General features: G+C 62.3%; 17 protein-coding genes. 12 read left to right on the top strand and 5 right to left on the bottom strand.

Annotation, left to right across the window (positions count from 1 at the left end):
* Positions 1-30: 30 nt before the first annotated feature.
* Entirely contained in the window at positions 31-1,047 is a 1,017-nt protein-coding gene (locus tag J2858_RS03645; RefSeq protein WP_210103367.1) for a polyprenyl synthetase family protein, read from the bottom strand.
* Positions 1,048-1,152: 105 nt separating this feature from the next.
* Here J2858_RS03645 and J2858_RS03640 point away from each other — a divergent pair, with 105 nt between their 5' ends.
* The 4 genes from J2858_RS03640 to J2858_RS03625 all read left to right on the top strand — a co-directional run bounded on the left by J2858_RS03640 (position 1,153) and on the right by J2858_RS03625 (position 3,414).
* Positions 1,153-1,386, top strand: a complete 234-nt coding sequence (locus J2858_RS03640) for a DUF2007 domain-containing protein (RefSeq protein WP_210103366.1) — start codon at positions 1,153-1,155, stop codon at positions 1,384-1,386.
* Positions 1,387-1,389: 3 nt separating this feature from the next.
* A complete protein-coding gene (locus J2858_RS03635) occupies positions 1,390-2,172 on the top strand; it encodes a tRNA1(Val) (adenine(37)-N6)-methyltransferase (protein ID WP_210103365.1) in 783 nt (260 codons plus the stop codon).
* Between the two features lie 89 nt (positions 2,173-2,261).
* Positions 2,262-3,152 (top strand): S49 family peptidase, encoded by an 891-nt coding sequence (locus J2858_RS03630; protein ID WP_210103364.1) that lies wholly within the window; start codon positions 2,262-2,264, stop codon positions 3,150-3,152.
* Between the two features lie 70 nt (positions 3,153-3,222).
* Positions 3,223-3,414, top strand: coding sequence for a hypothetical protein (locus tag J2858_RS03625; protein WP_210103363.1), 192 nt, complete (start codon positions 3,223-3,225; stop codon positions 3,412-3,414).
* A gap of 134 nt (positions 3,415-3,548) precedes the next feature.
* Here the strand turns inward: J2858_RS03625 and J2858_RS03620 are convergent, their stop codons facing one another.
* Positions 3,549-3,716 carry a hypothetical protein gene (locus J2858_RS03620; RefSeq protein ID WP_210103362.1) on the bottom strand — a complete coding sequence of 56 codons (168 nt, stop codon included), beginning with the start codon at positions 3,714-3,716 and terminating at the stop codon, positions 3,549-3,551.
* A 161-nt stretch (positions 3,717-3,877) separates the two neighbouring features.
* On the opposite strand from J2858_RS03620, the gene J2858_RS03615 reads away from it, so the two are divergent.
* Positions 3,878-4,813, top strand: a complete 936-nt coding sequence (locus tag J2858_RS03615) for a glycine--tRNA ligase subunit alpha (protein ID WP_210104121.1) — start codon at positions 3,878-3,880, stop codon at positions 4,811-4,813.
* Positions 4,814-4,908: 95 nt separating this feature from the next.
* Positions 4,909-5,292, top strand: coding sequence for a hypothetical protein (locus J2858_RS03610; protein WP_245365533.1), 384 nt, complete (start codon positions 4,909-4,911; stop codon positions 5,290-5,292).
* Between the two features lie 26 nt (positions 5,293-5,318).
* Here J2858_RS03610 and J2858_RS03605 read toward each other — a convergent pair whose 3' ends face one another.
* Positions 5,319-6,044 (bottom strand): pentapeptide repeat-containing protein, encoded by a 726-nt coding sequence (locus J2858_RS03605; RefSeq protein ID WP_210103361.1) that lies wholly within the window; start codon positions 6,042-6,044, stop codon positions 5,319-5,321.
* Between the two features lie 296 nt (positions 6,045-6,340).
* On the opposite strand from J2858_RS03605, the gene aroA reads away from it, so the two are divergent.
* From aroA to J2858_RS03575, 6 genes are all read left to right on the top strand, one after another.
* Positions 6,341-7,621, top strand: coding sequence for a 3-phosphoshikimate 1-carboxyvinyltransferase (gene aroA, locus J2858_RS03600; protein ID WP_210103360.1), 1,281 nt, complete (start codon positions 6,341-6,343; stop codon positions 7,619-7,621).
* A gap of 127 nt (positions 7,622-7,748) precedes the next feature.
* The gene (locus J2858_RS03595) at positions 7,749-8,063 is read left to right on the top strand and encodes a TM2 domain-containing protein (protein ID WP_245365532.1); all 315 of its coding nucleotides are present in this window, start codon (positions 7,749-7,751) and stop codon (positions 8,061-8,063) included.
* A 115-nt stretch (positions 8,064-8,178) separates the two neighbouring features.
* Positions 8,179-10,329 (top strand): glycine--tRNA ligase subunit beta, encoded by a 2,151-nt coding sequence (glyS, locus tag J2858_RS03590; protein WP_210103358.1) that lies wholly within the window; start codon positions 8,179-8,181, stop codon positions 10,327-10,329.
* A 100-nt stretch (positions 10,330-10,429) separates the two neighbouring features.
* A complete protein-coding gene (locus tag J2858_RS03585; protein ID WP_210103357.1) occupies positions 10,430-10,681 on the top strand; it encodes a type II toxin-antitoxin system ParD family antitoxin in 252 nt (83 codons plus the stop codon).
* Positions 10,674-10,973, top strand: coding sequence for a type II toxin-antitoxin system RelE/ParE family toxin (locus J2858_RS03580; RefSeq protein ID WP_210103356.1), 300 nt, complete (start codon positions 10,674-10,676; stop codon positions 10,971-10,973). Before J2858_RS03585 ends, J2858_RS03580 begins: the two co-directional genes overlap by 8 nt.
* Before the next feature lie 4 nt (positions 10,974-10,977).
* A complete protein-coding gene (locus J2858_RS03575; protein ID WP_210103355.1) occupies positions 10,978-11,472 on the top strand; it encodes a DUF523 domain-containing protein in 495 nt (164 codons plus the stop codon).
* 102 nt (positions 11,473-11,574) lie between these two features.
* On the opposite strand, the gene J2858_RS03570 is transcribed toward J2858_RS03575, so the two are convergent.
* Both J2858_RS03570 and J2858_RS03565 read right to left on the bottom strand, forming a co-directional pair.
* Positions 11,575-13,416: a methyl-accepting chemotaxis protein gene (locus tag J2858_RS03570; RefSeq protein ID WP_210103354.1), complete on the bottom strand. Its 1,842-nt coding sequence runs from the start codon at positions 13,414-13,416 to the stop codon at positions 11,575-11,577.
* Between the two features lie 241 nt (positions 13,417-13,657).
* Positions 13,658-14,161 (bottom strand): plant virulence effector HPE1-like domain-containing protein, encoded by a 504-nt coding sequence (locus J2858_RS03565; protein WP_210103353.1) that lies wholly within the window; start codon positions 14,159-14,161, stop codon positions 13,658-13,660.
* Between the last annotated feature and the right edge of the window lie 115 nt (positions 14,162-14,276).

The following is a 14,276-nucleotide window of genomic DNA, read 5'->3' as shown; positions in this document are numbered from 1 at the left end:
GGAGAGTGCGCATGCCTCTCCTGACGGTCGTCAATTGACCCGGTCGATACAGAAGTCGATCACTTCCATCAGGGCCGCCTTCTGGGGGGTGGCAGCAAGCGGGGACAGGGCATCGCGGGCCATTTCGCCATAATGTCTGGCGCGGGTGATGGTATCGCCAAGGCCATTGTATTTGGCGATGAGGCCGAGCGCCTTTTCAAGGTTCTCGTCGCTGCTGTCGCCCTGTTCGATGGCGGTTTTCCAGAAGGCACGGTCTTCGGCCGTGCCGCGCCGATAGGAGAGGATGACCGGCAGCGTGATCTTGCCCTCGCGGAAATCGTCGCCGACATTCTTGCCGAGATCGGCCGCCTTGCCGCCGTAATCCAGCACGTCATCGACCAGCTGGAAGGCAAGGCCAAGATTCATGCCGTAGGATTTGAGCGCATTGCGGCTGGCCCGGTCCGTATTGGCGATGATCGGGCCGACTTCGGCGGCCGCGGCAAACAGCGCCGCGGTCTTTGCGCGGATGACGGAGAGATAGTCGTCTTCCGTGGTCTCCATGTTCTTGGCGACCGACAGCTGCAAAACCTCGCCCTCGGCAATGACGGATGCGGAGGTGGCAAGCACGTCCAGCGCATCGAGCGAACCGACGTCGACCATCATCTTGAAGGCCTGGCCGAGCAGGAAGTCGCCGACCAGAACGCTCGCCTGGTTGCCCCAGATCATGCGGGCGGTGGATTTGCCGCGGCGAAGATCGCTTTCGTCCACCACGTCGTCATGCAACAGTGTTGCCGTGTGCATGAACTCGACGCTGGTCGCAAGCTTGACATGGCCTTCGCCCTCATAGCCGAACATCTGGGCGGAGGCGAGCGTCAGCATCGGGCGCAGCCGTTTGCCACCCGACGAGATCAGGTGATTGGCCACTTCCGGGATCATCTGCACATCGGATCCTGCCTTGGACAGGATCAGCTGGTTGACCCGATCCATGTCCGCCTTGGTCAGATCGACCAGCGGTTTCACGGATGCCTGCTTGTTTTTGCCCTCTTCGAGCGGAATAACGACGCCCAATGATGTGGCCTCCTGTTCAAATTTTGTGCCGGACAATAGAAAGGGGCGGATGGCCCGGCAAGAGGCAATCGGACGGATGACTGATAATTGAGGTGTTTTAAGCCCATGAAAGAACTGATCCGCACCAATGATGCGGTTGTGCTGTCCTTCTCCCAGAGCCTGCTTCAGGATGCGGGCATTCATTGTCTCATCGCGGACCAGTCCATGAGCATTCTGGAAGGATCGCTCGGCCTGTTGCCGCGCCGGCTGCTGGTGGAGGGCGACCGCATCGAGGCGGCGCGCCGCATTCTGACCGACGCCGGCCTGTCGGCGGAGCTCAGAGATCCGGGAGACATGTGAGCGATGGACAGGGCGATCAGCGAGACGGTCGACGCCTTCCATCGCGGGCAATTCTTTCTGGTGCAGCCGCGCGATGGCGGCCACCGGGCGGGCATGGACGCCATGCTTCTGGCAGCCCTGGTCGATGCGGATCGTCCGGTGCGGGTGGCCGATCTCGGCGCCGGCGCCGGGGCCGCGGGTCTTGCCGTTGCCGCGCGTCTTGTCGCCGCCGAAGTGGTGCTGGTGGAGCGTTCCGCCGAGATGGCGGACTATGCCCGGCGCACGCTTGCCCTTGACGAGAACGCATTCCTTGCCGCCCGCGCCCAGGTGATCGAGGCCGATGTGACGCTGCGCGGCAAGGCGCGGATCGCCGCGGGTCTTTTGGACGATCATTTCCACCATGTCATCATGAACCCGCCGTTCAACGACGGACGCGACCGCAAGACGCCGGATGCGCTGAAGGCGGAGGCCCATGCGATGACCGACGACCTGTTCGAGAGCTGGATCCGCACCGCCGGCGCCATCATGGTGCCGGGCGGCCAGCTGTCGCTGATTGCGCGGCCGCAATCGGTGGGCGACATCCTTGCCGCCTGTGGCAAACGCTTTGGCGGGCTCGAACTGACGCTTGTCCATCCGCGCCCGGGCGAGGATGCGATCCGGCTTCTCGTCACCGCCATCAAGGGATCCCGGGCGCGGGCGCGGTTTCGCGCGCCGCTCTTCATGCATGCCGACGAGGGGCATGCCTTTTCCCCCTTTGTCGACGATCTCAACAACGGCCGTGCCGCCTATCGCCGCACAAGCCGCTGAATGACGCGGAATTTATCCATGGCAACCATTGCGCCGGCCATTCCGTTGCATACATCCTCGATCAGCAACGTGATGAAGCAGGAGATGAAATGGCTGGTGTTTTGAAACGGTTGGTGCCGAAGCGGTTCCGCAAGGATGAAGGCATCGCCATTCCCGTCGTGCGCCTGCATGGCGCCATCATGACGGGCGGCAGCCAGTTTCGCCCGGCGCTCAACCTTGCAACCGTCGCCCCCATGCTGGAAAAGGCGTTTTCGCGCAAGGATGCGCCAGCCGTTGCGCTGTCGGTTAATTCTCCCGGTGGCTCGCCGGTGCAGTCGCGCCTCATCTACCAGCGCATCCGGGCACTGGCGGAGGAAAAGAACAAGCGCGTGCTGGTCTTCGTGGAAGATGTCGCCGCTTCCGGCGGTTATATGATCGCGATTGCCGGCGACGAGATCCTCGTCGATCCCACTTCCATCGTCGGCTCGATCGGCGTCGTCTCCGGCGGTTTCGGTTTTCCCGAACTGTTGAAGAAGATCGGCGTCGAACGGCGCGTCTATACGGCCGGCGAAAACAAGGTGATCCTCGATCCCTTCCAGCCGGAAAAGGAAGCCGACATCGAATATCTGAAGACGCTGCAGCTCGATATCCACAAGGTGTTCATTGACATGGTGAAGGCACGCCGCGGCGAGCGGCTGGCGGAAGAGGAAACGATCTTTTCCGGCCTGTTCTGGACCGGCACGCGCGGCGTCGAGCTTGGTCTTGTCGACGGGATCGGCGAAATGCGCGAGGTCCTGAAGCGCCGTTATGGCAAGAACACCAAGCTGGAACTCATCGGCGGTGCCCGCAGCCTCTTCGGCCGGCGCCTGCCGGGCGTGATCTCGGGCGGGGTTTCGGGCGGTCCTGGCATCGGATCCGGTGGGGAAATTGCTTCTGCTGCCGTATCCGGCCTTGCCGCGAGCCTCGAAGAGCGGGCATTGTGGAGCCGTTACGGGCTTTAAGTCCCGTTCGTGATTGTCAGGGAACGCGGTCCGTGTCTCCCCGAACCGCTTGCAAGGGGGAGAACCAACCATGCCGCAACTTCTGTTTCTCGCCCTCGTCATCGGCGGGGGCTGGTATTTTTATAAAAAGTTCGTGGCCGACGCCGAAAAACTCGCCATCCGCCGGCGCGAGCAGGAGCGTGAGCGCCAGACCAACGCCATCGGCACGCTGGTCAAGGACGAGGTAACGGGCGAATACAGGGTGCGCCGCGACGAGGAGTAGTTTTCTCGGCATCGCGCCTGTTGCATTTCAAAGGTCAGTGTCTGCGAAGGCGTCCCTCAACCGCTTGAAGGCCCCTCTTCCTTCGGGGGAGAGAGCGGAGACGGTGAAAGGCTGCTTGCTCTGTGGGCGAACAACTATTCCTGCGGTCGGTATTTTTCGTCGAGGCGCGCTTTCACCCGTGAGGATAACGCTTCGCCATCCCATTGCTGCCATTCCTCTGCGGGCAGGGCGGCCCGGCGGCGGAGTTCTTCCGTAATGTCAGCCAGAATTTCAGGAAGCTCGATCGTGGTCTTGACGTTCATCTTCGCTCCTTGCATCTCGCCGGTTCATTTTAGCCGAACTTTGCTTCCGTGTCCCGTCCTTTCCCCGCCGCACTTGACCCTTCCGGCCCGCCGTGGCACCAGACGGGCGACGTTTCATTGAAGTTCCGGATAGTGCCATGACCACGCCCCTTGCTCCGCATATGGACCCCAAGCGCTCCTTCCAGGCGCTGATCCTGACGCTCCACGCCTATTGGGCCGACAAGGGCTGCGCGGTGCTGCAGCCCTATGACATGGAAGTGGGCGCCGGCACCTTTCATCCGGCAACGACGCTGCGCGCGCTCGGGCCCAAGCCGTGGAAGGCTGCCTATGTGCAGCCGTCGCGGCGCCCGTCCGACGGTCGCTATGGCGAAAACCCCAACCGCCTGCAGCATTACTACCAGTATCAGGTCATCCTGAAGCCGAACCCGTCGAACCTGCAGGAGCTTTACCTCGGTTCGCTCGCCGCCATTGGTCTCGATCCGCTGCTGCATGACGTGCGCTTCGTCGAAGACGACTGGGAAAGCCCGACGCTTGGCGCCTGGGGTCTTGGCTGGGAATGCTGGTGCGACGGCATGGAAGTCTCGCAGTTCACCTACTTCCAGCAGGTCTGCGGCATCGAATGTTCGCCGGTCGCGGGCGAACTGACCTATGGTCTCGAACGTCTCGCCATGTATGTGCAGGGCGTCGATAATGTCTATGACCTCAACTTCAACGGCCGCGAGGGCGAAGAGAAGATCTCCTATGGCGATGTCTTCCTGCAGGCCGAGCAGGAATATTCGCGGCACAATTTCGAATATGCCAATACCGACATGCTGCTGCGCCATTTCGAGGATGCCGAGCGCGAATGCGCAAGCCTGCTTGCCTTCGGCGCGCCGGGCGACAGTGCCAACCAGCGCCTGCACAAATGCGTCTTCCCGGCCTATGACCAGTGCATCAAGGCCTCCCACGTGTTCAACCTTCTCGATGCCCGCGGCGTTATTTCCGTTACCGAACGCCAGAGCTATATCCTGCGCGTCAGAACGCTCGCCAAGGCCTGCGGCGAAGCGTTTCTGCTGACCGATGCCGGCGGTGTGAACATCGAAAAGGCCGTTGCCTGACGAAAGACAGCGGAGCGATCCGAAGCTGCTGCCATAGCGCCTTGCGGAGTAGAAGAGCCGGACATAAAGTACTCTGGGTGTTTGGGGGTAGTATTATGAGGGTTCTCTGTAAATTTTTCATCGTCGCGTCGGTCACTGCAGCTTTCGTCACGGCACAAGCAGCGCAGGCGGAAGTATCCGAATGGATGTCAGGCGAAGTGGTCTTCAAATATGCAAGAAAGCTTGGTGCTCAGGGGCTGATCGTTACCAAGATGGAATGCAAAGACAGTGGCTCGCGGGAACTTGGTGTTGAAAGCGCCCTTGTTCGTCTGCACTATAGCCAGAATACCAAGCACCTCGACTGGCAGATCGACGGCTGGAACAATCTGGAGGAGAACAAGAAATACTGGGCCGAAAAGGGGTACAGCCTCGCATCTTATACGACTTTCATCCGGGAGAAGTCTCGATTGAAGCTGTTCTGCACCGTCTATAACAGATGAGAGGCGGTGCTGACGGCGGCTGATGGTCAATCCGCCGTCAAAATCCCGAGCGAGGCCAGAAGCGCCTCGTGCTGGTCGCGCGTCACCACGGCGGCATGAAACGAGGCGAGGCTCGTGAGGTCCAGCGCATCGAAGCTGGCATGCGATAGGTCCGCATGGTCGAGCGTTGCGCCGACAAGATCGATATTGTGAAGGCTTGAGCCGCGAAAGCTTGCCTCCGACAGATTGCAGCCGGAAAGGCTTGCATCGCGCAGATCACAGCTTTCAAACACGCTTTGGCGAAAATCCGCCGCTGAAAAGACGGCATATTGCAGCTTGCATTTGCGGAAGGTCACGCCGCCGGCCAGAATCTGCGTGCGGATTTTCCGCTGGGTCTCGAGGTCGAGCCGGATGCCAGCGGCCGAACAATCGCTGAAGGTAGTCAGATAGGCCGTGCTGCCGATCATGGTGTTGAGGCTGAGATTGCTGCGGCGGATCTCTGCCTTGGAGAGATCGCAATAGCGCCACTGCGTGCCGGTCTCGCCCTCGCAGAACTGGCAGTCCTCGATGATCGTTTCGCGAAAGTTGCAGTGATCAAACAGGCAGCCGTAAAACCGGCAGTTGCGAAACGTGGCTTCGTCAAACGTGCAGTTTGAAAACCGGCAATTGCGAAATTCCGCCTCGGCAATATGGGCCTCCTGCATCTCTTCCCCGTCGAAACGGGCGTCGATGATCGGGCCGCTGCCGGCCAGTCTGTCCTGAAGGGGCTGCATGCGGTTTCTCCTCCCATCGGGCCTTTGCGCCAGACATATGGTGCGCCGGGCGTTCTTCTTATAGGCCCGGTGTCCTGCTGCACAGCCTCCGTTGGGTGGCAAGCCAGCGCTGGTGGCTTGAAACCCGCGCGATGCCTTGCGCCATTCCTGCGGTTTGGGGCCAAAGCCTGTTGCCAGCCGGCGCGGTTTGGTGAACAAGCCTTGTCACGACATCAACCCCGAAACGGATGCCCGTGCGCCTTTCGCCATGCTGCACCCATCCGTCCCGCGTGCCATCCGAGACTGACGAGACCGCCATGACCCCCGATAAGCAACTCGACAAGCTGACCATCCTTCCCCCCGGCCATCCCCTGACCGGCCATGTCGCGCCTCCCGGCTCCAAGTCGATCACCAATCGGGCGCTGCTTCTGGCGGGTCTTGCGCGTGGAACAAGCCGGCTGACCGGCGCGCTGAAAAGCGACGATACCCGCTATATGGCAGAGGCCCTGCGCGCCATGGGCGTCACCGTGGAAGAGCCGGATGCAACGACCTTCGTCGTGACCGGCACCGGCCGGCTGACGGCGCCCGCCACACCGCTTTTCCTCGGCAATGCCGGCACCGCAACGCGCTTTCTGACGGCAGCCGTGGCCTCGGTCGAGGGCACGGTGGTGGTGGATGGCGATGCGCATATGCGCAAGCGCCCGATCGCGCCGCTGGTCTCGGCCCTTAACGCACTCGGCATTTCCGCCGAAGCGCCGACCGGTTGCCCGCCGGTGACGGTGAGGGGCACCGGCCATTTTGCCTCCGGCCGTGTGGAAATCGATGCGGGCCTCTCCAGCCAGTATGTCTCGGCGCTGCTGATGGCCGCGCCGCTTGCCCCTGAAGGCGCCAATGCCCCGGTGACCGTGGCGCTCACCGGCACCGAGATCGGCGCGCGCGGTTATGTGGACCTGACGCTGGATGCCATGCGCGCCTTTGGAGCTGAGGTCGAAGAGCTGGACAGCGCCACCTGGCGCGTCAAGCCGACCGGCTATACGGCCACCGATTTCCACATCGAGCCGGACGCCTCGGCCGCCACCTATCTCTGGGGTGCGGAAGTGCTGACCGGCGGCCAGATCGATATCGGCACGCCGGCGCAGGCCTTCACCCAGCCGGACGCCAAGGCCCATGCCGTCATTGCCGCCTTTCCGCACATGCCGGCCGTCATCGACGGCAGCCAGATGCAGGATGCCATTCCAACGATTGCGGTGCTTGCCGCCTTCAACGAAACGCCGGTGCGCTTTGTCGGCATCGCCAATCTGCGCGTCAAGGAATGCGACCGCATCCGCGCGCTGTCGACCGGCCTCAACGCCATTCGCGAAGGGCTGGCGGCCGAAGAGGGCGACGACCTCATCGTGTCTTCCGACCCGGCGCTTGCCGGCCAGACCCTGCCGGCCGAGATCGACACCTTTGCCGATCACCGCATCGCCATGAGCTTTGCGCTCGCCGGGCTGAAGATCAACGGCATCACCATTCTCGACCCGGATTGCGTGGGTAAAACCTATCCCGGGTACTGGGATGCGCTGACTTCGCTCGGCGTCTCCCTGCAGCGGGGATGAGGGCAGGGGACGCTCTGCTCCTCACATCGCAGCCTGTCATTTTTGCATTGCCCGCGTGCCACTCATTGTCTAGATTCAATCCCGACACTTGGGGGTAGGAGCAATGGCAGTATCTACAGAGCAGCAAATGCTCATCGAACAGAGGGTGACCAACGAAGCAAAGTCTATAGGGGCTTCCTATTTGCTTTGGCTGTTTGTTGGAGGATTGGGCGGTCATCGTTTTTACTTGGGGCGCAGTGGTTCTGCTGTTGTCATGATAATCCTGACGATCGTGGGCTTCGTTCTTCTTCCTGTTGGCGTGGGAGCAGTGCCGCTGATTGCGGTCGGAATATGGGTCCTGGTCGACGCCTTCCTGATCCCGGGCATGGTGGCTCAGCACAAGAACAAGGTCCGCAGTGATCTCCTGCAACAGGCGCTCATCGCCGGCAGCCCGGTCCGGTGAGGCTTTGTGCCTGCATCGGCCCGTCGGCTGCATTTTGCGTGACTCGGCAGATGACTTTTGCCCGAGGGCTTGCTAAGTCCCGGCGCAATGTCATTTCCATTACAAGCCGAGTGCCATGCCTGATCTTCTGCTCGAACTTCGCTCCGAGGAAATTCCTGCCCGCATGCAGCGCAAGGCGGCAGGCGACCTCAAAAAGCTCGTCACCGATGCGCTGGTGGATCAGGGGCTGACCTATGAGGGTGTGCGCGAATACTGGACACCGCGCCGGCTGACGCTCGATATCCGCGGCCTCAATGCCCGCTCGGCCGATCAGCGCGAAGAGATCAAGGGCCCGTCCACCAAGGCGCCGGAACAGGCCGTGCAGGGTTTTCTGCGCAAGGCGGGCCTGTCGGACGTGTCCGAGGCGCAGGTCGTGCCGGATCCGAAGAAGGGTGATTTTTATGTCGCCGTCGTCTCCAAGCCCGGCCGGCCGGCGGAAGAGATCATCGCCGAGGTGATGCCCGCCATCATCCGCACCTTTCCCTGGCCGAAAAGCATGCGCTCCGGCTTTGCCTCCATGCCCAAGGGCATGCGGTTCGGCGGCATCGAGGGCAAGGGCTCGGAAAGCCTGCGCTGGGTGCGCCCGCTGCAATCCATCCTCTGCGTCTTCGGCCCGGAACATGACGAAACGCAGGTGGTAGAATTCGAGCTCGATGGCATCAAGGCTTCCAACATCACCTATGGTCACCGCTTTCATGCGCCCGGCGCCATCACCGTGCGCCGCTTCGACGACTATGTGACGAGCCTTGAAAAGGCGAAGGTGATGCTGGATGCGGAGCGCCGCAAGGACGTGATCCTGCATGATGCGCGCGATCTCGCCTTTGCAAGCGGTCTCGACCTCGTGGAAGATGAAGGCCTACTGGAGGAAGTCTCCGGTCTCGTCGAATGGCCGCATGTGCTGATGGGCGCCTTCGAGGAAGAGTATCTGGCGATCCCGGCCGAAATCATCCGCCTGACGATCAAGACGAACCAGAAGTGTTTCGTCACCCGCCCACAGGGCGGCGAAGGCCTGTCGAACCGCTTCATCCTCGTCTCCAATATCGAGGCGAAGGATGGCGGTGCCGAAATCATCCATGGCAATGGCAAGGTCGTGCGCGCCCGCCTGTCGGACGCCAAGCACTTCTGGACCCGCGACCAGGGCAATCTGCCGGATCTCGATACGTTGAAGGCCTCGGCCGAAAAGTTCGGTCTCGACCTGAAGAAACCGCTCGACCAGCGCATGGCCAAGCTCGACGCGCTGAACGTGACCTTCCACGCCAAGCTCGGCACCCAAGGCGAGCGCGTGGCGCGCATCCGGGCGCTTGCCGCCCAGCTTGCCCCGCTTGTGGGTGCCGATCCGGCGCTGGTCGATCGCGCCGTGGTGCTTGCAAAAGCCGATCTGCGCACCGAAGCCGTTGGCGAATTCCCGGAACTGCAGGGCCTGATGGGCCGCAAATATGCGCTCCTGCAGGGCGAACCGGCAGAGGTGGCCGCCGCCGTCGAGGATCATTACAAGCCGCAGGGCCCGTCCGACCGCCTGCCAGAAGGCGCGGTGGGTCTCACCGTGGCGCTCGCCGACAAGCTCGATACGCTCACCGGCTTCTGGGCCATCGATGAAAAGCCGACCGGGTCCAAGGACCCTTACGCGCTGCGCCGTGCAGCACTTGGTGTCGTGCGTATCCTCATGGAATGCAAGGTTCGGTTGCGGTTGTTGGCCATCGTCAAGGACAGCGATCTCCTCTCCTTCTTCCACGATCGTCTGAAAGGCTACCTGCGCGACATGGGTGCCCGCCACGATCTCATCGATGCCGTCCTGACGCCGGCGTCCGACGATCTGCTGCTGGTGGCCCGCCGCGTCGAGGCGCTGACCGCCTTCATCACCTCCGAAGACGGCAAGAACCTGCTTTCCGGCACCAAGCGCGCCACGCAGCTTCTGGCGGCGGAAGAAAAGAAGGGTGCCGTCATTGCCGATGGCGTCTCCGACGAACTTCTGGTTCTGGACGCTGAAAAGGCGCTCTACACCGCCGTACGCGCCGCCTCCGCCGAAGCGTCCGACGCCATCGTGCAGGAGGATTTCCGCTCCGCCATGCAGGCGCTGTCCAACCTGCGCGGCCCGGTCGATACCTTCTTCGAGGATGTGCTGGTCAACGACGAAAACCCGGAAATCCGCGCCAACCGCCTCGCCCTGCTTTACGCGGTGCGCGAAGCGACCGGCACGGTTGCGGATTTTTCCAAGATTGCGGGATGATTGATGAAGGCCCTGCTTCGGCGGGGCCTTTGCATCTGCCTTCCAGTTTTCGGCTCTCTGGGCTAGAGTGATCCCATCAGTTCAGTGTTGGACGCTTCCCATGAACAAGCCCTTCTCGATCCTTCTCGATACACCGCTCGACCGCTTCGTCGATGAGCAGGTCGAAAGCGGCCGGTTTTCCTCACCGCAGCAAGTCGTAGAAGCGGGGCTCCGGCTGCTGGAGGAAGAGCAGGCGAAGCTGGAAGGCTTGCGCGATGCGCTGATCGAGGGTGAGAACAGTGGCCCTTCCGTGCCCTTCGACCCTGAGGAACTGATGAATTTGGCACGGGAGAGATGGAAGGCCCGTGGCTGAGGTCCGGCTTCGTCCCGCGGCGCGAAACGATTTCCTCGATATTGGCGACGAGACGCGAGATCGATGGTCGAAAGCCCAGGCAGAGCGCTATCTGAAAGAGATACTTGAGATGATTGCCGAGATCGGCCGTCATCCATTCGCGGGTGGCGAAGTGGACTGGGTGCGGCCCGGCTATCGGCGAAGGAGAGCCGGTTCTCACCTGATCTTCTATGTCATTTCTGGGGACGATCTGGTCGAAGTTGTCCGCATTCTTCATGAACGATCCGATATCCCGCGCCGATTGGACGTGTAAGACCATGCCCGCCAAAATCCTCGTCAGCGCCTGCCTTCTCGGCCAGCCGGTCCGTTATGACGGCAAGGGAAAGCTGCTGTCCCATGCGGCCCTCACGCGTCTGCAGGAGGAGGGGCGGGTGGTCGCGTTCTGTCCGGAGCTGGCGGGCGGCATGAGCGTGCCGCGCCCGCCGGCGGAAATCGAGGCGGGCCTGACAGGCGAGGATGTGCTTTTGGGGCGCGCGCGGGTGCTGGAGTTAACCGGCGGCGATGTCACCTCTGCCTTCGTGGCCGGTGCGCAAAAGGCGCTTGCGGTTACGCGCGAAAGCCATTGCTGCCACGCACTTCTGATCGACGGCAGCCCGTCCTGCGGTTCGATCTCCATCTATGACGGTGCCTTTGCCGGGCGCCGGCATGCGGGATCGGGCGTTACGGCGGCGCTGTTGCGCCAGAATGGCATAACCGTTTTTGCCGGCCATGAAATCGACCGGCTGATGGCGGAACTGGAAGTCTACCTCTGAAGCGATGCTTTGAACGCAGAACGCCGGCCACGGGGGCCGGCGCTGTCTGCGTGTGCGAAGCAATTCCAGCGTCCGGAATTGCATCAAGACAAAGCGTAAGGATCAGCCGGCGCGGCGCATCTTCTGGCCCATCCCCTGCAGGTTGCCCGCTGCATCGCGCACGTCGCCGGTGCGGAAGCTGCGGATCAGATCCAGAAGGTCGCCGGTATCATTGGCCAGAACCTCGGCGGATGCCGTGGTTTCCTCGGCCATGGCGGCGTTCTGCTGGGTGGCGCTGTCCAGCTGGTTCAGTGCCGCCGAGATGGAGCGCAGCGTGGTGTCCTGTTCCTGGGCGCTGTGCGAGATCTTGCCGACAATGTCGTTTGCGCCTTCGATCTGGGCGGAAATGCGCTTCAATGCTTCACCCGCCTGGGCCACCAGCTGCACGCCCTGTTCCACCTGGCCGGTGGAGCGGGAAATCTGGTCCTTGATCTCCTTGGCGGCGGCGGCGGAGCGCTGGGCGAGTTCGCGCACTTCCTGGGCCACGACGGCAAAGCCCTTGCCGCTTTCGCCGGCACGGGCGGCTTCGACACCGGCATTCAGCGCCAGAAGATTGGTCTGGAAGGCGATCTCGTCGATCACGCCGATGATCTTGGTGATCTCCGACGACGACTGCTCGATGCCGCTCATGGCGCCGATCGCCTGTTCGACGATGCTGTCGCTCTGGCGCGCCTCGGTGCTGATCGTCTTCACGCGCTGGGCGGCTTCCCGGGCACCGTCCGCCGTCTGGCGCACGGCAACCGTCAGTTCGTCGAGCGCTGCGGAGGTTTCCTCCAGATTGGCCGCCTGGCGCTCGGTGCGCTGGGCAAGCTCGCTGGAGGCACGGCGGATCTCCTCCTTGGAGACGCCGATATCGTTGCCCTTGAGGTTGACGCGGGACATGGCCTGCTCGAGCCGCGACAGCGCATCGTTGAAGTTCTGCCGCAGGCCCTCGTATTTGCGTCCGAGATCGTTGCAGCGAATGGTGAGGTCGCCATCGGCCAGCTGTTCCAGTGCCGCTCCGATGGTGGCCACCACATGCGCCTGCTGCTCGGCTTCGTCGTGCTGGGCCTTTATGTTGCGCTGGCGCTCGGCATCCAGTTCCTGCTCCTGTGCCTTCTGGCGCTCGGCCATCGCGTGGCGCTCGCGGATCTTTTCCTGCAGCGCTTTCGTGGCCTTTGCCATCATGCCCACTTCATTGCCCATGTCGGTATGGGGAATGGTTTTCGACGTGTCCTCGTCGGCCACGGCCCCCAGCGCATCGTGAATGGCGTTGAGCGGGCCGGTGATTCCGCGAATGACGAAGAAGGCACCGGCCAGGGCCATGAGGAACAGCAGCGAGGAACCGCCGACGGTCTTGATGATGTTGTCGCGCACCTCTGCCCTCAGGTCATCGGTATAAAGGCCGGTGACGACGACGATCTGCCACGGCTCGAACACCTTGCCATAGGCGGCCTTCGGGTAGCTGTAGTCGTTCGGGTCCTTGCCGGGCTTGGGTCCGATGAATTCGACGTAACCACCGCCGGCGCGACCCAGCTTGACGAGGTCGTCGCGATACATGTTGCCGGTCGGGTCACCCTTGCCCTTGTTGCTCTTGCCGACGCTCGGAGAGGTGGGATGGAAGACCAGGACGACGTCATAGTCGTAACCGAAGAAATATCCGTCCGGCTGGAACTGCATCTTGTTGATGAGGGCATAGGCGCGCTTCTGCGCCTCTTCCTTGGAAAACTCTCCGGCCTTGGCGCGATCGTTGAAGTCGCTCATCACCGAAATCGCCGTTTCCACCTGCGTGCGCAGCATTTCATAGCGTTCGCGATAGATGGCGTTCGTCGAGGATTTGATCTGGAAGAAGGTGATGGCTGCAAACACCACCATCATGGCGCCCACCAGCAGGAACAGCTGGGTGGATATCTTCATGTTCTTCATTGGTACCACCGCCCTTGGTCGTCGCCGGGGGCCCATGGAACGGAGAGCGGGCGACAACATGTTTCGTTATCGCGCTCCTGCGCTTGACGGACGCTGACCACGCCCCACCGAGAGTTTTAGTCTTTAACTATAAATAAAGCTCTAATGGATCGATTATCCCTGTTCTCCTGCAGCACTGCGCAGAGAAAATCGCCCGGTAGGACAGTCCATCCTGCCGGATGGCAAGATGAAGGCGTCGGTTTTAAAGTGCCGGGCGCAGGGCCACGCCGGAGAAATCCGGAAGGGGAGCGGGAGCGGCAGACGGCAGGCGTGGCGCGGCCTGCGTCGGCGGTGCCGGCACGGCTGCCGTGGTGCCGGTATCCAGCGGATCGGAGGGCGCTGCCGGATCCATGGGGGAGGCTGGCCTGGCGCGGGCGACGATCGCCTGTTCCTCCCGGTCGATCCAGACCGGGTTGAGGCTCACAAACGTGACCGGCGAGCCGCCCATCCAGGCTTCGGTGCGCAGCAGCACCGGCTTGCCGTTGCGCTCCTGCAGCGACAGGATCTGCTGGCCGGGCGCAAGCTCGAAGGGGGCCGTCATCGAGGGACGGCGCCGCTCAACCGGCGGGCAGGACAGGCAGTCGAGCGTCACGATGCTTCCCGTCGGGCGTGCCGGTTCGGATGCCGTCGCAATCCGCTCGATCGAGCCGGCAGACGCGGGCGTGGCGGCAAGCATCATCAACAGCAATGGCACAGGGCTTGGCATCGGCGCGTTCCTTGATGTCGGGCCTTGATGGTGTCGTGCCTTGATGTCTCGGGCTTCGACTTCTCGGGGCAAGGCTAGCGCCGTTTCCTTTCAAACCGGTCAGGGGAAGCGGTTA

The sequence above is a fragment of the Neorhizobium galegae genome (assembly GCF_017877135.1).
GTDB lineage: Bacteria > Pseudomonadota > Alphaproteobacteria > Rhizobiales > Rhizobiaceae > Neorhizobium > Neorhizobium galegae_A.
The sequence above is the reverse complement of the archived record's forward strand: the minus strand, read 5'-3'. Positions and strand labels throughout refer to the sequence as shown.